This window comes from Oerskovia gallyi, from assembly GCF_014836745.1.
GTDB classification, from domain to species: Bacteria; Actinomycetota; Actinomycetes; order Actinomycetales; family Cellulomonadaceae; genus Oerskovia; species Oerskovia paurometabola.
Map to the genome: position 1 here is coordinate 107,984 of NZ_JACSQE010000003.1, position 22,830 is coordinate 130,813.

21 protein-coding genes are annotated in these 22,830 nt (G+C 73.3%); 3 read left to right on the forward strand and 18 right to left on the reverse strand.

Annotated features, from left to right (window positions below; all coding sequences use genetic code 11):
• The first annotated feature begins 63 nt into the window (after positions 1-63).
• Entirely contained in the window at positions 64-1,947 is a 1,884-nt protein-coding gene (locus H9640_RS04625) for a BCCT family transporter (RefSeq protein ID WP_318243643.1), read from the forward strand.
• Between the two features lie 83 nt (positions 1,948-2,030).
• Here H9640_RS04625 and H9640_RS04630 read toward each other — a convergent pair whose 3' ends face one another.
• On the reverse strand, positions 2,031-2,732 hold the full coding sequence (locus H9640_RS04630) for a response regulator transcription factor (protein WP_191789560.1): 702 nt from the start codon (positions 2,730-2,732) through the stop codon (positions 2,031-2,033).
• Positions 2,729-4,168, reverse strand: a complete 1,440-nt coding sequence (locus H9640_RS04635) for a sensor histidine kinase (RefSeq protein ID WP_191789561.1) — start codon at positions 4,166-4,168, stop codon at positions 2,729-2,731. Before H9640_RS04635 ends, H9640_RS04630 begins: the two co-directional genes overlap by 4 nt.
• A gap of 169 nt (positions 4,169-4,337) precedes the next feature.
• Here H9640_RS04635 and phoU point away from each other — a divergent pair, with 169 nt between their 5' ends.
• A complete protein-coding gene (gene phoU / locus H9640_RS04640) occupies positions 4,338-5,006 on the forward strand; it encodes a phosphate signaling complex protein PhoU (RefSeq protein ID WP_191789746.1) in 669 nt (222 codons plus the stop codon).
• Positions 5,007-5,106: 100 nt separating this feature from the next.
• On the opposite strand, the gene H9640_RS04645 is transcribed toward phoU, so the two are convergent.
• Positions 5,107-5,844: a phosphoglyceromutase gene (locus H9640_RS04645; RefSeq protein ID WP_030144068.1), complete on the reverse strand. Its 738-nt coding sequence runs from the start codon at positions 5,842-5,844 to the stop codon at positions 5,107-5,109.
• A gap of 135 nt (positions 5,845-5,979) precedes the next feature.
• On the opposite strand from H9640_RS04645, the gene H9640_RS04650 reads away from it, so the two are divergent.
• Positions 5,980-6,417, forward strand: a complete 438-nt coding sequence (locus H9640_RS04650) for a nitroreductase family deazaflavin-dependent oxidoreductase (RefSeq protein WP_191789562.1) — start codon at positions 5,980-5,982, stop codon at positions 6,415-6,417.
• 46 nt (positions 6,418-6,463) lie between these two features.
• On the opposite strand, the gene mshA is transcribed toward H9640_RS04650, so the two are convergent.
• The 15 genes from mshA to folP form a co-directional block, all read right to left on the reverse strand.
• Positions 6,464-7,699 (reverse strand): D-inositol-3-phosphate glycosyltransferase, encoded by a 1,236-nt coding sequence (mshA, locus tag H9640_RS04655; RefSeq protein WP_191789747.1) that lies wholly within the window; start codon positions 7,697-7,699, stop codon positions 6,464-6,466.
• A 29-nt stretch (positions 7,700-7,728) separates the two neighbouring features.
• Complete coding sequence (locus H9640_RS04660) at positions 7,729-8,883, reverse strand: lactonase family protein (RefSeq protein ID WP_191789563.1); 1,155 nt, start codon at positions 8,881-8,883, stop codon at positions 7,729-7,731.
• A gap of 106 nt (positions 8,884-8,989) precedes the next feature.
• The gene (locus H9640_RS04665; RefSeq protein ID WP_191789564.1) at positions 8,990-9,325 is read right to left on the reverse strand and encodes a histone-like nucleoid-structuring protein Lsr2; all 336 of its coding nucleotides are present in this window, start codon (positions 9,323-9,325) and stop codon (positions 8,990-8,992) included.
• 106 nt (positions 9,326-9,431) lie between these two features.
• Entirely contained in the window at positions 9,432-9,611 is a 180-nt protein-coding gene (locus H9640_RS04670; RefSeq protein WP_191789565.1) for a hypothetical protein, read from the reverse strand.
• A 126-nt stretch (positions 9,612-9,737) separates the two neighbouring features.
• Positions 9,738-11,249 (reverse strand): lysine--tRNA ligase, encoded by a 1,512-nt coding sequence (gene lysS / locus H9640_RS04675; protein WP_191789748.1) that lies wholly within the window; start codon positions 11,247-11,249, stop codon positions 9,738-9,740.
• A gap of 147 nt (positions 11,250-11,396) precedes the next feature.
• Positions 11,397-12,317, reverse strand: coding sequence for a carboxylating nicotinate-nucleotide diphosphorylase (gene nadC, locus H9640_RS04680; protein WP_372440770.1), 921 nt, complete (start codon positions 12,315-12,317; stop codon positions 11,397-11,399).
• Positions 12,318-12,374: 57 nt separating this feature from the next.
• Positions 12,375-14,138, reverse strand: a complete 1,764-nt coding sequence (locus H9640_RS04685; RefSeq protein ID WP_191789566.1) for an L-aspartate oxidase — start codon at positions 14,136-14,138, stop codon at positions 12,375-12,377.
• Positions 14,135-14,563: an aspartate 1-decarboxylase gene (gene panD, locus H9640_RS04690; protein ID WP_225226761.1), complete on the reverse strand. Its 429-nt coding sequence runs from the start codon at positions 14,561-14,563 to the stop codon at positions 14,135-14,137. The genes H9640_RS04685 and panD overlap by 4 nt, the downstream gene beginning before the upstream one ends.
• A gap of 53 nt (positions 14,564-14,616) precedes the next feature.
• Positions 14,617-15,570, reverse strand: coding sequence for a pantoate--beta-alanine ligase (gene panC, locus H9640_RS04695; protein WP_191789567.1), 954 nt, complete (start codon positions 15,568-15,570; stop codon positions 14,617-14,619).
• Positions 15,570-16,529, reverse strand: a complete 960-nt coding sequence (locus H9640_RS04700) for a Rossmann-like and DUF2520 domain-containing protein (RefSeq protein ID WP_191789568.1) — start codon at positions 16,527-16,529, stop codon at positions 15,570-15,572. The genes panC and H9640_RS04700 overlap by 1 nt, the downstream gene beginning before the upstream one ends.
• Positions 16,522-18,165, reverse strand: a complete 1,644-nt coding sequence (locus H9640_RS04705) for a PH domain-containing protein (RefSeq protein WP_191789569.1) — start codon at positions 18,163-18,165, stop codon at positions 16,522-16,524. The genes H9640_RS04700 and H9640_RS04705 overlap by 8 nt, the downstream gene beginning before the upstream one ends.
• Positions 18,162-18,701 carry a PH domain-containing protein gene (locus H9640_RS04710; protein ID WP_191789570.1) on the reverse strand — a complete coding sequence of 180 codons (540 nt, stop codon included), beginning with the start codon at positions 18,699-18,701 and terminating at the stop codon, positions 18,162-18,164. The genes H9640_RS04705 and H9640_RS04710 overlap by 4 nt, the downstream gene beginning before the upstream one ends.
• Positions 18,702-18,758: 57 nt before the next feature.
• Positions 18,759-19,268: a DUF3180 domain-containing protein gene (locus H9640_RS04715; protein WP_191789571.1), complete on the reverse strand. Its 510-nt coding sequence runs from the start codon at positions 19,266-19,268 to the stop codon at positions 18,759-18,761.
• A complete protein-coding gene (gene folK, locus H9640_RS18975) occupies positions 19,268-21,919 on the reverse strand; it encodes a 2-amino-4-hydroxy-6-hydroxymethyldihydropteridine diphosphokinase (RefSeq protein ID WP_318243644.1) in 2,652 nt (883 codons plus the stop codon). Before folK ends, H9640_RS04715 begins: the two co-directional genes overlap by 1 nt.
• Positions 21,916-22,800: a dihydropteroate synthase gene (folP, locus tag H9640_RS04730; protein WP_191789751.1), complete on the reverse strand. Its 885-nt coding sequence runs from the start codon at positions 22,798-22,800 to the stop codon at positions 21,916-21,918. Before folP ends, folK begins: the two co-directional genes overlap by 4 nt.
• Between the last annotated feature and the right edge of the window lie 30 nt (positions 22,801-22,830).

Here is a 22,830-nt window from a genome sequence, read left to right on the forward strand (position 1 = left end):
CACGGCCCGGTGATCCGAGGTCGATCGACGACCGCACCACGACGGACGTCAGGAGGACCCCCTGTGACAGACGACGGCACGAGCCGTCCGTACCCGGCCGAGGGCGAGCCGGAGGAACGGGCGGCGACCCCGGTCGCAGACCAGGCCGGGGCCGCCGACGGCACCGTTCCCCCGCCCGAGGACGCGGCGGCGTCGGGCACGGCGGCCCTGCCTGCCCCGCCCGGACGCATGTACCCCCGTGTCTTCTACCCCGCCGCGGGGCTCATCCTGCTGTTCGTGCTCCTCGCGATGGTCTTCACCGACGGGACCACCGCTGTCCTGAGCACGCTCCAGGCCGACGTCATCGGAGCGTTCGGCTGGTACTACGTGCTGATCGTGGCCGGGTTCGTCATCTTCGCGCTGTGGATGGGGCTGAGCCGGTTCGGCGACATCGTGCTCGGCAAGGACGACGAGACCCCCCTGTTCCGGCTGCCCGTGTGGTTCGCGATGCTGTTCGCGACCGGCATGGGGATCGGGCTCGTGTACTGGGGAGCGGCCGAGCCGCTGACGCACTTCGCGTCGCCCAAGCCCGGCGTCACGGGCGACCCGGCGGCGCTCGCGCAGGCCGCGATGGGGCAGAGCTACCTTCACTGGGGCGTGCACGCCTGGGCGATCTACGTCGTCGCGGGCCTCGCTCTCGCCTACGCGATCCACCGCAAGGGGCGGCCCGTCTCGATCCGGTGGGCTCTCGAACCCCTGCTCGGCGACCGGGTCAAGGGCCGCCTGGGCGACGTGGTCGACGTGGTCGCGGTGCTCGGGACCGTGTTCGGCGTCGCGACCTCGCTGGGCTTCGGTGTGCTGCAGATCGGGGCCGGGCTCGGCTTCCTGGACGTCGCCGAGCCGGGCCTCGGACTCCAGATCGGGCTCATCATCGGGATCACGGCCGTCGCGACCCTCTCGGTCGCCTCGGGCCTGGGGCGCGGCATGAAATGGCTCTCCAACGGGAACATGGTCCTCGCGGGCGTCCTCGCCCTCACCGTGCTCGTCGTCGGACCCACCCTGTTCCTCCTGCGCGACTACGTGCAGTCCATGGGGTACTACCTGCAGAACGTCATCCGCCTCACGTTCGACACCACGGCCTTCCAGGGCGACGCGGGACTCGAGTGGCAGTCGTCGTGGACCATCTTCTACTGGGGCTGGTGGATCTCCTGGGCGCCGTTCGTGGGCGTCTTCATCGCACGCATCTCCCGGGGCCGCACCATCCGCGAGTTCGTGATGGGTACGCTCCTGGTCCCCACGCTCGTGACGTTCCTGTGGTTCTCGGTCTTCGGCGGCTCCGCGCTGTACCGGCAGATCTTCGGCGACGGCGGGCTCATAGGCGCCGACGGGAGCGTCGACACCGACACCGTGCTCTTCCAGCTCCTGGGCGACCTGCCGGGAGGCCCGGTCCTCACGGTGCTCGCGATCGTGCTCATCGGGGTGTTCTTCGTGACGTCCGCCGACTCGGGCTCGTTCGTCGTGGGGATGCTGACCTCGGGTGGCGACCCGCACCCCGCGGTCTGGAACCGCATCCTGTGGGCCGTCCTGTCCGGCCTCCTCGCGATCGCCCTCCTGATCTCGGGTGGGCTCACCGCGCTGCAGACGGCTGCGATCCTCATCGCCCTGCCGTTCTCGGTCGTCATGATCGGGATGGCTCTGTCCACCGTGATCGCGCTGCGCGAGGAGCACAGCGCGATCCTGCGCGCCGAACGGGCACAGGCCCGGCTGGCCCTCACCCAGCACGTCACGCGCCGCGTCACCGAGTCCATCTCCGAGCAGTGGGACGAGCTGTACGGCAGCGACGGGCGCAAGCCGCCCAAGCCCGCAAAGCCTCAGAGGTCGCCTGCCGAGCGGCGAGCCGCGCTCATCGGACGGCCCCGGCGCCGCGCGGACAAGGACGCACCGCCCGGCGGGCAGCCGCCCGCCTGACGAGGGCGCACGCCGCACGCGGTCACGGGCCGGCCGAGCACGCGGCGCGGGGGCGCCCCCTGGGGCGACCCCGCGCACCCGGCCTACGCGGCGCCGTCGGCCACCTTGTAGCCCAGGCCGCGGACCGTGAGCAGGTACCGCGGGGTCGCGGGGTCGGGCTCGATCTTGGAGCGGATGCGCTTGACGTGCACGTCGAGCGTCTTGGTGTCGCCCACGTAGTCGGCGCCCCAGACCCGGTCGATGAGCTGTCCACGCGTGAGCACGCGTCCGGCGTTGCGCAGCAGGAGCTCGAGCAGCTCGAACTCCTTGAGCGGGAACGACACGAGCTCGCCGTGCACCGTGACGACGTGCCGGTCGACGTCCATCCGCACGGGCCCGACCTCGAGCGCCCCGTCGACCTCGGGTTCGGCAGGGGACTCGGCGCCGCCCTGGCGCCGCAGCACCGCACGCACCCGCGCGAGGAGCTCGCGGAACGAGTAGGGCTTGGTCACGTAGTCGTCGGCCCCGAGCTCGAGGCCCACGACCTTGTCGATCTCCGAGTCCTTGGCCGTGAGCATGATGACGGGTACGTTGCCGCGCTGTCGCAGCTCCCGGCACACCTCCGTGCCGCTCAGGCCCGGGAGCATGAGGTCGAGGAGCACCAGGTCCGCTCCCCCGGCGTCGTACGCGGCCAGGGCCTCGGGCCCCGTCGCCGCCTCGACGACGTCGAAGCCCTCGCGGGCCAGCTGATAGGTCAGAGGGTCGCGGTACGACTCCTCGTCCTCGACGACCAGGATGCGCGTCACGCACCCACCTCCTTGGTTCTGGGGGACGTGCCCTGATGGGGAGCTGTCTGGGAGGCCTGCGCCCGGGTGGGCGTCTGGCCGGACTGCGGGGGATCGGTGGGGGCGTCGGCTGCGTCGGCTGCGGCGCCCGGGTCGAGCAGTGCGGCCTGGGCGGCCTGGTCGTCGCCCGAGTCGCTTGAGTCGCTTGAGTCGCCCGAGGTGGTCGTCGCGGCCACGTCGGAAGGTTCGGAGGGGTCGGAGGCGTCGGAGGACTCGGCCGCGCCGTCACCGGAGGGGTCCGCGCTGCTCTCGAACCCCTCGGCGGTCAGGTTCGCCGCCGGGATGCGCAGCGTGAACGTCGAGCCCCGACCCGGCTCGGACCACATGGTCACCTCGCCGCCGTGGTCGGCCGCGATGTGCTTGACGATGCTGAGCCCGAGGCCCGTCCCGCCCGTGTCGCGCGAGCGCGCGGGGTCCACGCGGTAGAAGCGCTCGAACACACGCTGCTGCTGCCCCTCGGAGATGCCGATGCCCTGGTCCACGACCGCGATCTCGACGAGGTCGCCGACCACGCTCACGCCGACCCCGACACGGGTGTTCTCGCCCGAGTAGGCGACCGCGTTGTCGAGCAGGTTGCGCACCGCGGTCACGAGCAGCGCGTGGTCCCCGTAGACCACGGCGGCGAGGTCGCCGCCGACGGTCAGCACGATGCCCTTGCCCTGCGCGGTGGTGCGTGCCCGGTCGACCGCCTCCTCCACGACACCGCGCACCGGCACGGTCGTGACGGCCTGGAGGGCTCCGGCCACCTGCAGCCGCGAGAGCTCGATGATCTCCTGGACCAGGGCGGACAGGCGCGTGGCCTCCTGCTGCATGCGGCCCGTGAAGCGGCGGACCGCGACCGGGTCGTCCGCGGCGTCCTGCACCGTCTCGGCCAGCAGGGCGAGCGCGCCCACGGGTGTCTTGAGCTCGTGCGACACGTTGACCACGAAGTCGCGGCGGATCGCGTCGACGCGACGCGCCTCGGTCCGGTCCTCGGCGAGGACCAGGATGTGGTGGGGGCCGACCTGGGCGACCCGGACCTGCAGCATGACCATGCCCCGCCCGACCGGTCCGCGCGGGAGCTCGAGCTCCTCGTCGCGGATCACGCCGTCGCGCTGGACCTCCTCGATCATGTCGAGGATCGGGGTGTGCACGATCGCGTCACCGCGGACCACGCCCAGCGCGTACGCCGGCGGGCTCGCCCGCACGACCTCGCCCTCGGCGTCGAGCACCACGGCCGCGGAGCGCAGCACCGCGAGGACACGGACCAGCCCCTCGTCGAGCTCGGGCGCCTCCTCGTCCGGCATGCGCCGCAGAGTCCGCTCGCTGAACCGGAACGCGAGCGTCGCGAAGACGCCGACGAGGAGCCCGATGACCCCTGCGACGAGCAACCCGACGCCCTCCTGGATTCCTTCCACCTCACCAGCGTACGGTCGACCCATGAGGCCGCCCGACCACGCGGGGCGGTTCGCACGACGCGTGTCCAAGAGTTCACGCGGCGTCGTCCAGCCGTTCACCTGGCCGTTCACCTTCCCGTTCACCGCGCCTGTCATGGTGGACTCTGCTGGTCACCAGGAAAGGGAAGCGATGCGGGAAATCTTCGAGGCCGAGCTCAAGCAGGTCGGCGACGACCTCGCCGAGATGAGTCGGCTGGTCGAATCGGCCATCAGTCGAGCCGGGACGGCGCTGCTCACCGCGGACCTCCAGCTCGCGCAGTCCGTCATCGCGTCGGACCACGCGATCGACGCCCTGGAGCGTGAGCTCGACGAGCGGTGCGTGCTGCTGCTCGCGCAGCAGCAGCCCGTCGCGACGGACCTGCGCGTCGTCGTGAGCGCCCTGCGCATGAGCGCGACCCTGGAGCGCATGGGCGACCTCGCCCGGCACGTCGCCCAGGTCGCACGGGGCCGCTACCCGGCGCACGCGATCCACCCCCTGCTGGAGGGGACGTTCTCCCAGATGCACGACGCCGCGACCCGGGTCGCGCGCCGCACCACGACGCTGCTCACGACGCGGGACCTGACGGTCGCGGCCAACGTCGAGCGCGACGACGACCTGCTGGACCACCTCCACCAGGACACGTTCGCCGCGCTCCTGGGACCGGACTGGACCGGCACCGCCCAGGAGACGATCGACGTGACCCTCGTGGGTCGCTACTACGAGCGGTTCGGCGACCACGGGGTCTCGATCGCCAAGCGCGTGACGTTCCTCGTCACGGGTGACTTCGTGGACGGTCGCGGGCAGGCCATGCGCGCGTAGCCGTCCCGCGAGCCCTCCCGCTCCACCAACGCCCGACGGCGCCGCTCCCCTCGCGAGGGGAGCGGCGCCGTCGGGCGTTCGCGTCAGAGCGACGAGACGATCAGCGACCCTGGTTCGCGACCGCGGCGATCGCGTCCGCCGCAGCAGCCGGGTCGAGGTACTTGCCGCCCTTGACGACGGGGACCAGGTTCTCGTCCAGCTCGTAGACGAGCGGGATGCCCGTGGGCACGTTCAGGCCCGCGATGTCCTCGTCCGAGATGCCGTCGAGGTGCTTGATGATCGCGCGCAGCGAGTTGCCGTGCGCCGCGACGAGGACCGTCTTGCCGGCCTTGAGGTCGGGGACGACCTCACCCTCCCAGTAGGGAAGAGCGCGCTCGAGCACGTCCTTGAGGCACTCGGTCTGCACGACCGGGGCGTCCGCGTAGCGCGGGTCCGTGTCCTGCGAGAACTCCGAGCCCAGCTCGATCGCGGGCGGCGGCACGTCGTACGAACGACGCCACAGCATGAACTGCTCCTCGCCGAACTCGGCGAGCGTCTGCTTCTTGTCCTTGCCCTGGAGCGCACCGTAGTGGCGCTCATTGAGACGCCACGAGCGCTTCACGGGGATCCAGTGACGGTCCGCGGAGTCCAGGGCGAGGTTCGCCGTGGTGATCGCGCGACGCAGCAGCGACGTGTGCACGACGTCCGGGAGCACGCCCGCGTCCGTCAGCAGGCTCCCGCCGCGCTTCGCCTCCTCGACGCCCTTCTCCGAGAGTGCGACGTCCACCCAGCCGGTGAACAGGTTCTTGGCATTCCATTCGCTCTCGCCGTGGCGGAGCAGCACGAGGGTGTAAGTCATGGTGACCATCCTGCCGCACGAGGGACCCGGCGACCGCGCTGTCCCGGGAAATGGTCACCGAACATCTACGGAACGGGAATCTCTCGTCGGCACGCGGCCCGGGAATGGTGACGCGCGCCACGCGTTGCACCAGGTATGCCGATCACCGGAGAGTACGCACCCAGCACGAGCGACTGGGCACGCAAGCAGGCCGAGCTGTACGAGTCGTCAGGAGGGACGAAGGGCACCACCCTGCGCGGCATGCCCGTCGTGATCCTGTGGACCCTCGGCGCGAAGAGCGGCAAGATCCGCAAGACACCCCTCATGCGCGTCGAGCACGACGGCGCGTACGCCGTCGTCGCCTCGCTCGGAGGGGCCCCGCAGCACCCCGTCTGGTACCACAACATCGTCGCGAACCCGCACGTCGAGCTCCAGGACGGGCCCGAGCGCCACGACTACACGGCCCGCGAGGTCACGGGCGAGGAGAAGGCCCTGTGGTGGGAGCGCGCCGTCGCGGCCTACCCCGACTACGCGAGCTACCAGGAACGCACCGACCGCGAGATCCCGGTGTTCGTGCTGGAGCGGCGGGACTGACCGCAGGCCGACCAGGCCGGGGCCGGGCCCAGCACCGTCGCCCTGCTCAGCGCGGCCTGCGCGCCCGCACCTCGGCCGCCTGCTCGTACACCGCGAGCATGGCCTCGGCCGTCGCGTCCCAGCCGTAGCGCTCGCTCACCCGCCGGGCACCCGAGGCGAGCTCCGCGCGGCGCGCGTCGTCGGCGAGGAGGTCGCTCAGCGTCCGCGACCAGGTCCACGGGTTGTGGTCGGGGACCAGGATCCCGGAGACGCCGTCCTCGACGACCGTCCGCAGGCCGCCCACGGCCGCCGCGACCACGGGCGTACCGGACGCCTGCGCCTCGGCCGCGACCAGCCCGAACGACTCGTTGTGCGACGGCACCGCGACGAGGTCCGCCGCGCGGTAGTAGCGCACGAGCTCGTCGCGCGGCACCGGAGGCCGCACGATCACCTGGTCGGAGACCCCCATCTGGTAGGCCAGCGCCTCGAGCTCGCGCACGGCCGTCATGCGCCCGCTCGGACCGCCGAGGACCACGAGCGTCGGGAGCGGCTCGTCGTGGTCCGCGAGGACGCCCAGCGCCCGGACCAGCACGTCAGGCGCCTTGAGCGGCTGGACCCGCCCCGCGAACAGCACGAGCCGACCGCTCGTGGGCAGCCCGAGCGCAGCCCGCAGCGACTCCTTGGTCTCACCCGGGGCGGGCGGCGAGAACAGCTCCAGGTCGACACCCGGCGGCACGACGTGCACCTTCGCGGGGTCCGCCCCGTACTCCTCGACGAGGTCCTTGAACTCCTCGGGCGTGCTCGCCACGAGCGCGTCGGCCTCCGCGACGACCTGCTCCTCGCCGATGATCCGCCCGAGCGGCTCCGGGGCGTCCCCCGGGGCGAGCGCCGCGTTCTTCACGCGGGCCATGGTGTGCATCGAGTTCACGAGCGGCACGTCCCACCGGTCGGCCGCGAGCCAGCCCGCCTGGCCCGACAGCCAGTAGTGCGTGTGCACCACGTCGTACCAGCCCGCGTCCCGCCGTGCCTCGGCCCGCAGGACCCCCGCCGTGAAGGCGCAGAGCTGGCCGGGCAGGTCGTTCTTGTCGAGCCCTTCGAACGGACCGGCGACGACGTGGCGCACCAGGACGCCGTCCTCGGCCTCGACCACGGGAGGCTGGGCCGACGACGTCGCGCGCGTGAAGATCTCGACCTTCGCCCCGCGCCGCGCGAGCGCCCGCGACAGCTCGGTGATGTACACGTTCATGCCGCCCGCGTCGCCCGTGCCGGGCTGGTCGAGCGGGGAGGTGTGCACCGAGAGCATCGCGATGCGCGGCGAGTCCTTCACGGCGCTCAGGCCTCCACGACGCAGGCCGGGAGGGGGATCGCGAGCTCGTCGACGAGCGTGCCCGCACCGTCGGCCCGGTCGATCCGCAGGACCGTGAGGTTCGACGAGTTCTGGTTCGCCACCACGACCAGGTCGGCGTCGGGGGTGCCTTCGCCCGCAGGCGCCAGCACCGCGAAGTGACGCGGCCACGCACCGCCGAGCGGGGTGTCGGCGACGTGCTCGAGGACGGGAGCGGCGTCGTCGGGCCCCGAGACCGCACGGGTGACCGCGAACGTCGACAGGACGTCCGCACCACGGATCGCGACGAACAGGCGCGTACCGTCCGCGCTCAGCGCGACGTGCGACGGGTAGTTGCGACCGCCCTCGGGAAGCGGGGCGGCCGTGGCCTCGACCGACGAGGCCACCTCGAAGACACCGTCGCCCGCCGGGACCAGGACGTACACGCGCGCGTCGAGCTCGGTCGCGACGAAGAGTGCGGCGGGTGCGCCGTGCTCGCCGTCGAGGACCGCGAGGTGCCGCGGCCCTGCCCCACCCGGGAAGGTGGCGGCGACCCGGGCCGGACCTGCGCCGCCGGGCCCCTCGACGAGGGAGCGAAGCTCGGCGACAGAACGCGGGTACGCGCGCAGCTCGTCCGTACCCAGGTCCACGACGACCGCCTCCCCCGCGACCTCCGCCACGAAGTGGGCGTGCGGCCCCTCCTGACGCTCGGTGTCCGGTCCGGTCCCCCGGTGCCCCAGGCGCAGCGGGGTTGTCAGCGCGCCCGACGCGTCGAGCGGGAGGACCGCGAACGTGCCGTCGCCGTAGTTCGCGACCTGCACGGCGTCGTCCGTCGCGACCAGGTGGCACGGGAACGTGCCACCGCTCGGGACCGTGCCCGACGGCGCGAGGGCCCCGTCCGGTGAGATCTCGAAGCCGCTGACCGCACCCGGTGCGGTCTCCGACACCGCATACAGGCGCGTGCCGCCCGGGGCGAGCGCGACGAACGAGGGCGACGGCGTCACGGCCGCGAGCACCGGCTCCCCGAGCTCACCCGTCGACGCGTCGACCGACAGCCGCCAGATCCCCTCACCGCTCCCGGGCTCCGCGCCGTCGGGGTACGTGCCGAGCCAGAGGGTCCGCGAGTCCGCACCTGCGGCCACGGGCGACGAGGTAGAAGTCATGACCAGAGCCTAGTAGCACCGGGCATACGTCAGGGGCGTCCAGACCAGCCCTCCGGGGTGCGGAGAACCGGTCAGGACGCCCCTGGCGAGAAGCAGCGAAAAGAAATCAGTGCGCCGCGTCGTAGGCCTGCTGGACGTCGGCAGAGATACGGCCGCGCTCGCTGACCGTGTAACCGTTCGAACGAGCCCATTCGCGGATCTCCGTCGCCCGCGACGGACCCGCTGCGGAAGAACGCGTCTTGCGTGCTGCGGGGCGAGCGCCGCCGCGCGTGACCTTGCGTGCGTGACCGACCCATGACGCAAAGGCGTCACGCAATTCCTGGGCGTGAGCCGAGCTGAGGTCGATCTCGTAGGAGACGCCGTCGAGGGCGAACGTCACGGACTCGTCCGCCACTCCACCGTCGACGTCGTCGACGAGAATTACCTGGACCTTCTGTGCCACTGTGCTACCTCGCGTCTTCGAGAATTGATGCTGGTATCTCGAAGTGTGCCATTACGAGGGAATGACGTCAAAGTCAAAGCGCGTGTCGCGGCGACTCGTAAGGAACCTAAGAATTCTCCGACGCCCGCGCACGCACCTGCGCCTGCTCCGCCTGGGCGTCGAGCTCGGCCATGGCGAGGCGTTCGTTGCGGTCAGCACGGATGATGGCGCGCATCGCGAAATAGAAGAGGATGCCGACCCCGATCGAGGGGATCAAGGCATAGACGGCCGGCCAGAAATCGCTCATGCGGGCAAGTCTACGACCGCCGGACGCGCGCGGGGTGCCGACCGGTCGGTGGCACCCCGCACGCGACCCTGACGGTCCGCGTCGCCGCACCCCGGACGGCTGCCCGTCCCCGAGGCGCTGCGGGAATCACTGCGCGGGCTTGACCAGCGGGAAGAGGATGGTCTCGCGGATCCCGTGGCCCGTCAGCGCCATGAGCAGGCGGTCGAGGCCCATCCCCATGCCCCCGGAGGGAGGCATCGCATACTCCATGGCTGTGAGGAAGTCCTCGTCGAGACGCATGGCCTCGTCGTCGCCCGCGGCCGCCAGGATCGCCTGGGCCTCGAAACGCTGACGCTGGATCACGGGGTCGACCAGCTCGGAATAGGCTGTCGCGAGCTCGAATCCTCGGACGTAGAGGTCCCACTTCTCGACCTGCCCCTTGACCGTGCGGTGGTCACGCGTCAACGGCGAGGTCTCGACCGGGAAGTCGCGGACGAATGTCGGCGCATACAGGTGGTCACCCACCTGGTGCTCCCAGATCTCCTCGACGAGCTTGCCGTGCCCCGCACGCTTCGTGTCGTAGGAAATATCGAGGCGGTCCGCGATCTTGGACAGGTGTTCCACAGACGTTTCCGGGGTGATCTCCTCACCCAGCGCCGCCGACAAGGAGTCGTACATCTTGAGCTGCGCCCATTCGCCGCCGAGCTCGTACTGCTCTCCGTCCGGAAGCTCGATCGTCGTGGTTCCCAGCGCATCCTGGGCGGCACGCTGGACGAGGTTCTGGGTCAGCTCGGCCATGGTGTTGTAATCACCGTAGGCCTCGTACGCCTCGAGCATCGCGAATTCCGGCGAGTGCGTCGAGTCGGCGCCCTCGTTGCGGAAGTTCCGGTTGATCTCGAACACCCGCTCCACGCCACCGACCACCGCGCGCTTGAGGAACAGCTCGGGGGCGATCCGCAGGTACAGCTCCATGTCGAACGCATTCATGTGCGTCGTGAACGGACGCGCCGCCGCACCACCATGAATGGTCTGGAGCATCGGGGTCTCGACCTCGAGGTAGCCACGCTCGTGGAAGTTCTCGCGCAGCGACCGCACCACGGCCGCGCGCAGCCGCACCATGTCGCGCGCCGCGGGGCGGGCGATCAGGTCGACGTAGCGCTGACGGACGCGGCTCTCCTCCGAGAGCTCCTTGTGCAGCACGGGCAGCGGGCGCAGCGACTTCGCCGCGATCTTCCACTCGTCCGCGAAGATGCTCAGCTCACCACGGCGCGAGCTGATGACCCGGCCGTGCGCGAACAGGTGGTCCCCCAGGTCCACGTCCGCCTTGAACGCCGCGAGCGACTCCTCGCCCACCACGGCCTGGCTCAGCATGACCTGGAGGCGGTTGCCCTCGCCGTCCTGCAACGTCACGAAGCAAAGCTTGCCCGTGTTGCGCAGGTACACGACACGGCCCGCCACTCCCACGACGTCGTCCGTCTCCTGGCCGCTCTCCAGGTGGTCGTAGGCCTCACGGACCTGGGCGATCGTGTGCGTGCGAGGCACCGAGACCGGGTACGCCTCCTCACCCTGCGCCAGCAGCCGCTCGCGCTTCTCGCGCCGGACCCGGAGCTGCTCGGGAAGGTCGTCCGTCTCGTCGACCTCGACCGGGGCGGGGTTCACGACGGGAGCGGCATCGGCGGCGGGCACGGCGGCAGCAGCAGGATCGGGGGAAGTCACGCGACGATTCTACCGGGGCCGAGCAGGGCAGGTTCCGGCCCCGTCCTGGGCGGGGCCGGGCCGGGCTGCGGGCCCCCCCGGCCCGGCGCCTCAGCCGATCAGGTCGAGCGCGAGGTCGAGGATCGGCGCCGAGTGCGTGAGCGCCCCTACCGACAGGTAGTCCACCCCGGTCCCTGCGACCTCCCGCGCACGGTCGAGGGTCAGGTTGCCCGTCGCCTCGAGCTCGATCTTCGCCGGGCCGCCCGGGGCACCCTCCCGCTCGCGCACGAGCCGGACCGTCTCGGCCAGCACCGGGGTCGGCATGTTGTCGAGCAGGAGGAAGTCCGCGCCCGCGTCGAGGGCTTCCAGGGCCTGGTCGGTCGTGTCGGCCTCGACCTGGATCAGGACGTCGGGGAACATGGCGCGCACGGCGTCGATCGCGCCGCTCACCGACCCGGCGGCGACGACGTGGTTGTCCTTGACCATGGCCACGTCGTACAGCCCCATGCGCTTGTTCGTGCCGCCGCCCGCACGGACCGCGTACTTCTCCAGGGCGCGCAGGCCCGGGGTGGTCTTGCGGGTGTCGAGGACCTGCGCGCCCGTGCCGTCGAGCTCACGGGCCCACGCCCTCGTCGCGGTCGCGACGCCGCTCGCACGGCTCGCGAGGTTGAGAAGGGTGCGCTCGGCCGTCAGGAGCACCTGGACGGGGCCCGTGAGGGCCGCGAGGACGCGCCCGCGGGTCACGGCGTCACCGTCCTGCGCGGTGAACGTCACGGTCACGGGCGGCAGCCCGAAGCGCTCGGCCACCTGCCGGGTCACCTCCTCGACGACGACGAGACCCGCCACGACGCCGTCGGCGCGTGCCACGAGGTGGGCCGTCCCCGTGCCCGACGGCGCCACGGTGGCCTGGGTGGTCACGTCCCGACCGGGCGTGGGGCCGAGGTCCTCGTCGAGGGCGCGCGTGACGATGTCGGCGACCCACCGTGGGTCGAGACCGGGCTCGATGAGAGAGGGAGAGTTCACGGCGCTCACGCTACCGCCCGCCGAGGGTGACCGTGCTGGCGGCCGACGGTGACGGGGACGAGCGCCTCAGACGACCCGCAGCTCGCCGTCGGCCCCCAGCGTGATCTCGATCCGCCGCGCCCACGCGGGCTCGACCTCGGGGAAGTCCGTGCGGAAGTGGCCACCGCGGCTCTCCTCGCGCAGGAGCGCAGCCTCGGTGAGCACCGTGGCGACCTGGTGCACGTTGGTCGTCTCCCACTCCGCGGTCTGCGGGGCCGCGACCACGTCCGTGGACCGGTGCGCGTCGGTGCGTACCGCCGCGAGCTTGTCGGCAGCGACCCGCAGGCCTTCGCCGCTGCGGATCACGCCCGGTCCGGCCGACGAGACCGACTGGACCCGGGACCGTGCGGCGGCCGGCACGAGGGCCGCCTCGCCGTCGCGCTCGACGGGTGTCCCGAGCGGGAGCTCGCCCGCAGCAACGCGGGCCGTGATCTCCTGCGCGGCCCGGTACGCGAAGACCAGCCCCTCCAGGAGCGAGTTCGACGCGAGCCGGTTCGCCCCGTGCACGCCCGTGCACGCGACCTCCCCCACGGCGTACAGGCCGTCGAGCGTCGAGCGGCCGTGCAGGTCGGTCACGACGCCACCCGAGTGGTAGTGCTGGGCGGGCGCGACGGGGACGGGCTCCTCGGTGAGGTCGATCCCTTGGTCGAGCAGCCGTTGGGTGATGGTCGGGAAGCGCTTGCGCAGGAACTCTGCGCCGAGGTGGCGGGCGTCGAGCAGCACGTGGTCCGAGCCGGTCGCGGCCATCTGCCGCACGATCGCGTGCGCGACGACGTCGCGCGGTGCGAGCTCGGCCATGGGGTGGACCGCGGGCATGAAGCGGTGACCGTCGGTGTCGAGGAGGATCGCGCCCTCACCGCGCAGCGCCTCGGAGATGAGCGGGAGCTGCCCCTTGGCGCCCAGGCCGAGCCACAGCACGGTGGGGTGGAACTGGACGAACTCGACGTCCCCGAGCGTCGCCCCGGCACGCAGCGCGGCGGCCATGCCGTCGCCCGTGGCCTGGGGCGGGTTGGTCGAGGACCGGAAGACCTGCCCGATCCCGCCCGTCGCGAGGACGACCGCCCGACCGAGGACGGCTCCGACGCCGTCTCGCGACCCCTGGCCGCGCACGTGCAGCGTCACGCCGCAGGCCCGCGGACCGCCGGGCTCGTCGGGGGACGTGGTGAGCACGTCGAGCACGAGCGCGTTCTCGATGACCTCGATACCGGGGTCGGCGAGGACGGCCTCGAGCTGAGCGACGAGCGCCCGGGAGATCTCGGCGCCCGTGGCGTCGCCGCCCGCGTGCGCGATGCGGTCGGCGTGGTGCCCGCCCTCGCGCGTCAGGGCGATGTCGCCGCCGGGGGCCAGGTCGAAGTTCGCGCCGCGCGAGACGAGCTCTCGCACCCGCTCGGGTCCCTCGGTCACGAGGACCTCGACCGCGGCCGGGTCGCACAGCCCGCCGCCTGCGGCGAGCGTGTCCTCGAGGTGCGCGGCCGGGGAGTCGGAGGGGTCGAGCGCCGCGGCGATGCCGCCCTGCGCCCAGACCGTGGACCCGGACGACAGCTCGCCCTTGGTCACGAGCAGGACGCGCGGCACCTGGGTGCGCAGCTCGAGCGCGGCTGTCAGGCCGGCGATGCCGGAGCCGACGACGATCGCGTCGACCGTGGTCGTCCAGCCGGGGGCCGGGGCGGCGAGGCGTCGGGCCAGGCGGCGGCGCGCGCGCGAGCCGCCGCCTGCCTCGACGGGAGCGGTGCCGGGGGCCGCGTCGGGCGCCCCGTCGGTGGAGACGTGCGCCTCCGCGGCCTGGGTCATTCGGCCGCGGCGGACTGGAACGGTGCGATGGGCAGGCCGCTCGGCTCGAGGTCGTACCCCTCGGGGACGAGTCCGGGCTCCTCGCTGACCTCGACGATGCGGTTGTCCCCGTCGACGAACACGACGTTCGGCAGGAAGTGGCGCGCCTCGTGGTCGGCGATCATGCCGTAGGCGATGAGGATCACGGTGTCGCCGGGGTGCACGAGGTGCGCGGCGGCACCGTTGATGCAGACCTTGCCCGAGCCGCGCTCGCCGGGGATCGCGTAGGTCGTCAGGCGTGAGCCGTTGGTGACGTCGACGATGTCGACCTGCTGGCCGGAGATGATGTCGGCGGCCTCGAGGAGGTCCACGTCCACCGTCACGGACCCGACGTAGTGGAGGTCCGCCTGCGTCACGGTGGCGCGGTGGATCTTCCCGATCATCATGGGTCGTTGCAAGGAAGCGGGGCGGCGCGTGCCGGCCTGCGGTCCCGTCTGGGTCACTGCGTGCCTCCTGGGCGGGCCGTGCTCGCGGCGGGGTCTGCCACGTCCACGGCCAGGTTGTCGATCAGTCGGGTGGTGCCCACGCGTGCCGCCACGAGCAGCAGCGCCGGTCCCACGTACTCCGGTTCCAGGTCGTCCACGGTAGTCGGGTCGACCAGTGCGAGGTAATCGACCACAACGCCGGGGTGCTCGTTGAGCATTCCCGAGGCCACCTCGATGGCCGCTGCGGCCCCCCGTCCGGCCGCGGCGGCGGCCGCCCCGGCGCGCAGCGCGCGGCTCAGCGTGAGGGCGTCGGACCGCTCGGTCTCGGAGAGGTAGGCGTTGCGCGAGGACAGCGCGAGACCGTCGTCGTCGCGCACGATCGGGACGCCGACGACCTCGACGTCGACGTTCAGGTCGGCGACCATGCGGCGGATCGCAAGGAGCTGCTGCGCGTCCTTCTCGCCGTAGAACGCGACGTCGGGCCTGGTCAGGTGCAAGAGCTTGAGCACCACGGTCAGGACGCCGTCGAAGTGGCCGGGGCGGAACGCGCCTTCGAGCACGGTGCCGATGCGTCCGGACGTGACGCGCACGATCGGGTCGCCGCCGGGGTACATCTCCTCGACCGACGGGGCGAACACGAGGTCCACGGCCGACCGCCCCGGCACGGGCTCGGGGAGCCCTGCGAGGAGTGCCAGGTCGGCGTCGAGGTCGCGCGGGTACCGGTCGAGGTCCTCGCCCGGCCCGAACTGCAGGGGGTTCACGAACACGGTCACGACGACCTGCCCCGTGGGGCCGACGCGCTCGCGCGCCGCACGCACGAGCTGCAGGTGGCCGTCGTGGAGCGCGCCCATGGTCATGACGACGGCGCGGGTCGCCGCGCCGGCGGGGGCAGCCAGGGACGCGCGCAGCGCGTCGCGCGTGCGCACGACGCGCGGGAGCGCACCGGTGGGGGGCGTGGGCACGGACATCACTGACCTTCCTCGAGGACGTCGAGCAGCTCCTGGGCCTGGCGGGCGTCGATGCGCCCGGCAGCCAGGGCACGGCTGGTGGCTCCACGGCTGAGCTCGCGGTACGACGCGGGGACGTCGGTCGCGGCGACGCGCGGGGCGGTCTCGTGCGCCGAGGTCACGGCCAGGGCCTGCAGCACCTCGAGGTGCTCCGCGACGGTCCCGACGTCCCCGCGCGACACGGGGCCCGTCAGGGCCGAGATCGCTCCGGGACCGCCGCCGTCCCCGGCGTCGGCGGACCGGGTCGCCCCGTCCAGCGCCGCCGAGAGCAGCGGGGCCAGCACGCGCCCCGGCTGCTCGACGCCCGCTGCCTCGAGGGCCTGCGCCGCCTGGGCGACGAGCACCACGAGGTGGTTCGCGCCGTGCGCGAGGGCCGCGTGGTAGAGCCCGCGGGCCTCTTCCTCGACGATGACCGGTTCGCCCCCGAGCTCGACGACGAGCGCCTGCCCGATGGGCTGAACGGGCCCCGGGGCGGTGACCGCGAAGGTCGTGCCCACGAGGCGCGACAGGTCGAGCGACGTGCCGGAGAACGTCATGGCGGGGTGGATCGCGAGCGGGATCGCCCCCTGGGCGCGCGCCGGGTCGAGCACGCCCGCGCCGTAGCGGCCCGAGGTGTGCACGACGATCTGCCCGCCCTGCCACGCCCCGATCTCGGCGAGACCCGAGACCAGGCCCGGGAGGGCGTCGTCGGGCACGGCGAGCAGGACCAGCTCCGAACGCCGCACGACCTCCTCGACCTCGAGCACGGGGATGCCGGGCAGGAGCGTCTCGATCCGCTCGCGCGACGCCTCGGAGATACCGCTCGCGCCGACGACCGCGTGGCCCGTGGCGCGTAGCGCGCTGCCGAGGACGGCGCCGACGCGGCCCGCGCCGACCACGCCCACGCCCAGGCGCCCCGGGCGCCGGCGTCCGTCACTCACGTGCGTCCTCGATCCTCTGGTCGGCAGCCGTCCCGGCGGACGAGGTCTCCACGTACGGCGCGGTCTGCGCGTCGTCGTCCTCGATCGTCTCGACGACGGCCGCCACCTCGTCCCGCCGCATCCACAGCTCGGGCCCGGCGTGCGCGCGGGCCTCGCGGGCCCTGCGCGCCTGCTCGTCCATGAGCGCGCCCGCGACGTGCTGGTCGAGGTGCGGCACGGTCGGCGTGACGGGGCCGGGGACCGAGTGCGCGGCGAACGTCGCGACGCCCAGGCGCCGCTGCCACGGGCCCTGCTGGACGCCGAGCGACTGCGTGCGCTCGTGCGGCACGATCTCGACACGGCGCACGAGGCGTCCGCGCCGCAGGACCAGCGCACGACCCGTGACCGTGAAGCCGTTGCGGCGCCACGCGATCGGGTCGAGGATGCGGGCGCGTCGCGGTGCCGTCGTGAAGTGGTTCCCCGCGTCGATCCCGGACAGCGCCTCGTCGAGCAGCGCGCGAGGGTCGTCCGTGCCGAGGTCCGGCAGCACGAGCCACACCGCGCCCAGGGCCTCGTCGCGCGTCCCCACGGGCAGCAGGACGCTGTTGTTGGTCGTGCCGTCCGCGCTCAGGCCGTAGCCCGCCACGTTGACCTCGACGCGCCACCAGTCCGCGCTGCGCCACAGGAGCCCCTGCGTGAGCCGGATGGCCTGGACGCGGCCCGGTGGGATGGTCTGCGAACGCGTCTCGAGCAGGCCGTGGCGCAGCCGGATGCCGTCGGGCGAGATCGCGCTGCGGAAGTTGAACTCGCGCGTGAACCGGCCGAACAGGTAGCCGCCGACGCCCAGGACCAGCGGCAGGGCCGTGAACAGCGTGCCGATCTCGCGGGTGCCGACCGCGACGCCGACCAGGCCGAGCACCGCGAGGACCAGGACGATCGTCGCGGCCGTGCGGATCAACGACCAGACGAGGCGGCCCGGCGGGACCTCCATGACGGGCTGCTCGGGTGCCTCGGGCGCGTCCAGGGCGACCTGCCCGACGACGGCGCCCCCGTCTCCCGGCACCTCGCCGGCGGGGGCCTCGCCCGGGCCCGCCGGTGCACCGACAGGTCCGGCACCCGCGACTGCCGCGCGAGCAGGGGCACCGCCCACGCGCAGCCCCGCCGCGCGTGCCAGGAGCTCGGCACGCAGGTGGTTGGCGTCGTCGAGCTTGAGGAAGCCCAGCTTGATGCCCGAGTCCGAGCCGCCCGCGACCTCGAGCTTGAGCTCGGCCAGCCCGAACAGGCGGGCGACGAGCGGCTGGACGATGTCCACGGCCTGGAGCCGGTCGAGCCGCGCCTTGCGCTGCTGACGGAACAGGACCCCCGTGTGGAGGCGGACCGACTCGTCGTCGATCGCGTACGTCGTCATGCGCCAGGCGAGCGCGGAGTAGCCGAGGCCGATGAGACCGACGACGACGATCCCGCCCAGGATCTGCCACCAGCCGTTCCCGGCCAGCATGTTCTGCCCCGCGGGCAGGCCGTCGAGGGTCTGGTTGCCGACGATCACGAGGAGGACCGCGATGACGGACCAGCCCCGGACCACCGGGGTCACGGGGTGGACGCGGTGCCAGATGAGGTCTGTCGGTGGGGCGTCGGGCTGCGTGGTGCTCTCGCTCATAGCCCGGCCAACCGTGCCTCTCCGCGCGACGCGAGACGGTCGCGCAGGCGCTCGGCCTCGGCGGGCTCCAGGCCGTCGATCGACGCGTCCGTCGCGGGCGACGCCGTGTGGAGCTGGACCTGGGCGATGCGGAACTTGCGGGCGAGCGGGCCCGCCTGCACGTCCACGTACTGCATGCGGCCGTACGGCACGACGACGAGCGAACGGAACATCACGCCCTTGCGGATCAGCAGGTCGTCGTCACGCTCGGCGTAGCCGATGGCCCGGACCTGGCGCGGCACCACCACGACGCACCAGATCCCGATCACGAGCACGACGGCAGGGACGATCCACAACCAGACCAGGCTGAACACGAGCGCGAACACCGCCCCGAGCACGAACGGCACGAGCAGGAAGATGCCCACCGTGAGCAGCCGCGCGGTGATCAGCCGGGCCGAGACGCCCTGCCACTGCACGCCCGGAGGGTCGAAGGGGCCGCTGGGGTCCGTGGGGACCTGGTCCGGTGCGGAGGCCAGGTCGAAGGCGTGGTCCGTCATGTCCCCATCTTCCCATCAGGGCACGGGCTTGCGCGTCCGCCGGAAGACCGACCTGCGTCAGGCCGTGGCTCCGGCCTCGGGATCGGCCTCGCCGCCGGCTCGCGACCGTCCGCCGTTCGCGGGGTCGGTGTCCTCGGGCGGGACCTGGCAGAACTTCTCCACCACGAGCCCGACCACGGCGAGCACCACGGCGCACAGCGCCGCGACCCCCGCCGCGATCGCACGGTCGCGCCGGGCCTCGATCGCGAGGTCGCCCAGCACCGCGACGACCTGCGCGAGGTACCAGCCCGCGAGCAGCGACCCGGTGAGGGCCGCCGCCTTGGCGAGCACGAGCGTGCGCGCCGCCCGCAGGGGATCCAGCGAGGGGCGCCGACCCTTGAGGTAGGACCGCACGGCCCAGCCTGCCCAGAAGACGGCTCCGGCGAGCGCGACCAGGGCCGCGTCCACGATCCACGGCACGTGCGGCAGGTACGTACCCCGACGCTCCAGGCCGACGACGACGAGCCACCCCACCAGGGTCGTGGTGACCGTGACGAGCAGGAGGGTCGTGACCCTGGTGCGCTGCATCAGCTCGACGGGCCGCGCAGGTCGGCCGGGAACGACATGGGCACCCCCGTGATGGGGGGCTGGGCCGACGGCCCGCCCTGCTGCTCGACGGCCGGCGCGGGCTGCTGCGGCTCGAACGGGTTAGCGGGCGCCTGGTGCACGGGGTGGAACTGCGGGGTCACCGGTTCCTCGGGCGCGACCTGCGCGTGGCCGGCCGGCGTCGGTGGCACCTGGGCCCGCGGCTCGGTCGCCGACGCGGCCTGCGAGACGTCCGCCCACAACGGCGGGACCTGGGCGTGCGGAGGTTCCTGCCCGTCCTGCGGGTGCACGGGGTGGAACGCCGGGACGAAGGGTCCGGGCTGCTCCACGGCGCGCTCGGGCGAGCCCTGCTGAGCCGGTGCGGCCTGCGCCCCCGCAGCCTGGGAAGGCGTCTGGGCTGGCGTCTGGGCCGACGGCTGGCCGGGGGCGGAGGGCGCGGTCGGCTGGTCCTGGACGAACGGCGACTCCTGGACGAACGGCGGCGCGGCCGTGACGGGTGCGTGTCCGACCGGGTCGAGCTGCTCCTGCGGGGTCGCGGTGAGCTCTCCCCCGGGGCGTGCCGGGGTCGTGGGCGCCGTGGTCGGCTCGGGAGCCGCCACCTCGACCGACGGGGGCACCGGCTCAGGCTCCGCCTGGACCTGTCGAGCAGGCCCGGGGGCCGCGGGAGCCTCGTCGACGGGGGCCGCGGCCGGAGCCGCCTCGGGCTCGGCGTCGGTCAGCCAGTCGAGCGCGAGCCAACGGATGCCGCCACGGTCGGGCGCCGTCGCCGCCAGGGCGGCGACGGGACCGCCACCCAGGCCGGGCAGCACGGCGTCCGGCGCGATCTGCGCCCACGGCTCCAGGACGAAGGCACGCTCGTGCGCCCGCGGATGAGGCAGCTCGAGGTCCTCGGTGAACTCGGTGACCGTGCCGAAGACGACCAGGTCCACGTCGAGGGTGCGCGGGCCGTTGCGCTCGGCACGGACCCGCCCGTGGGCGTTCTCCACGGCCTGGACCGCGCGAAGGAGCGCACGCGGCGCGAGCGTGGTCCGGGCCAGCAGGATCGCGTTGAGGTAGTCCGGCTGCTCGGGGCCACCGACCGCCGCGGTCCGCGCGAGCGGCGAGACGTCGGTGATCTCGAGCCCGGAGATCCGGTCGAGGTCCGTCACGGCGTCGCGCAACGTCTGCTGGGCGTCGCCCAGGTTGGCGCCGAGCGCGAGCACGACGGGGACGAAGCCCGCAGGGGCTTCGTCGAGCCGATCGGTCGCGACGGCCGGCACCGGCACCGCCTCAGGCACGACCGGCGCCTCGGCAGCAGTCTGCCCGACCGGAGCCTCGGCGTCCTCGGGAGCGGGACGGACGGGCAACGGGACGGGGGCGGCGACCGGCTCGTGCTCGGGGAGCGCCGGTGCCACGGGCCCCGTCTCGACGCTCGGGGCCTCGGCAGCGAAGGGGGCCGTCGAGGGGGCCTCGACCACGGGCCCGGGCACCGCAGGGCTCTCGGCCGGGGCCTGCGCGGCGACCGGCAGCACCGCCTCGTCGGCGGGGACGTGCTCGGCGGGCGAGGGCTCGACGGGCGAGGGCTCGGCGGCGACCTGGTACGCCACGGGGGCGACGTCGTCGGGCAGGACGTGCCCGCCGGACAGGTCCGGTCCGTCAGCCGCAGTGGTCTCGGGTGCCACGGGGACCTCGCGCACCGCGAGCACGGCCGGGTCGGTGGACCCGTCCGGCACGGCGGGCTGGGCTGCGGGCACGGGGAGCGCCGCTGCGGGGGCCTCGGCGGGCTCCGCGACCTCCGACGGCGCCGCAGCCGCCTCGCGGAAGGGCTCGGCCGCGACGGGCGTCGGTTCGGCGCCGACCTCGGGGGCCGACCGGTCGGGCTGAGGAACCGGCTCGTGCTCCGCGGCGGGCTCGAAGGTCTCGGCAGGGGCGCTCAGGGCGTCCTGGGGGGCGCTGTAGAACGAGTCGAGGGCGTCGACGAACTCCTGGTCGGACACCCCGCCCGCGTGCGGAGCGTCGACGGCGGCCGGACCGAGGTCCTCGGCCGTGTCCGCGAAGACGCCCTGGTCGGGCGATCGGTCCGGCGCGGGTGCGGGAGCCACCGGCGGGATCGACGGCGGCATGACGACGTGCTGGTCCTGCGGGGCGGCAGGCTCCGTGACCGCGACGTTCCCGAGCACGGCCGGGGTGATCGACCCGACCGGGATGGGCACGACGCGCGGGGCCTCGTCGGCCACGACCGGCACCTTGACGCGGTCGCGACGGACGACGACCTGGACGTCGTCGAAGGGCACGGTGATGGGCGCCTGCGGCTTGTGGACCGCGACGTCGACCGCGACGACGGCGGGGTGGCGCAGCGCGACCGCCGCGACGCGCTCGGCGACCGTCTCGATGAGGTCGGCGGGCGAGCCCGCGAGCACCGCGACGACGTCCTCCGCGACGACCGCGTAGCTCACGGTGTCCGCGAGGTCGTCACCGGCCGCCGCCGGACGCGTGTCGAGGTGCAGCACCACGTCGGCGCGGAAGAGCTGACCCTCGAGGCGCTCGTGCTCGAACACCCCGTGGTGGCCCGTCGCACTGAGCCCCGTGAGCCGGATCTGGTCGAACGGGCGCCCGTCGGTCCCCTGCACCGCCCCTGCGAACGCTGTGCTCACGTCGTACTCCTGTCGTCGCTGTCGTTCGTTCCGTGGTCGTCCGTGCTCTGCCCCGTCTGCCCCACGCTGGCATCCTCCCCCGTCCGACCTGCCCGAGTCCATGCGGCGGCGACCCGTACCGCGTCGGCCGAGGCTCGGACGGCGTGCACGCGCACGCACCAGGCGCCCTCCGCCGCGGCGAGAGCCGTGATCGCTGCGGTCGCCGCGTCCCGCTCGAGCGGCGGGGCGGGCGTGCCGTCCCGACCGGCGAGCAGGTGCCCGAGGAAGCGCTTGCGCGACGCCCCCACGAGCACCGGGAACCCGAGCTCGCGCAGCGTGCCCAGGTGCGTCAGGAGGGGCCAGTTGGTGGAGCCCGCCTTGGAGAAGCCCAGCCCGGGGTCCAGGACGATCCGGTCGTCGCGCACGCCTGCGGCACGCAAGGCCTCGACGCGCGCGGCCAGCTCGTCCCGCACGTCGGCCACGACGTCGTCGTACACCTCGAGGTCGTCCATGACGTCCGCGTGACCTCGCCAGTGCATGGCGACGAAGACCGCCCCGGTCCGGGCGGCGACCGCGGCCATCTCCGGGTCGGCGAGGCCCCCCGAGACGTCGTTGATGATCTGCGCCCCCGCCGCGACCGCCTGCTCGGCGACCGTGGCCCGCGTCGTGTCGACGCTCACCACGGCGCCGCGGTCCGCGAGGGCCGAGATCACGGGCAGGACGCGCGCGAGCTCCTCCTCGACGGGCACGCGTCCGGCCCCCGGTCGCGTGGACTCGCCCCCGACGTCGAGGACGTCCGCGCCCTCGGCCAGGAGCTCCAGGCCGTGCTCGATCGCCGCGCGCGGCTCGAACCACTCGCCGCCGTCGGAGAAGGAGTCGGGCGTGACGTTGACGACTCCCATGACGAGCGTCCGGCCGATCCCGTCGAAGGG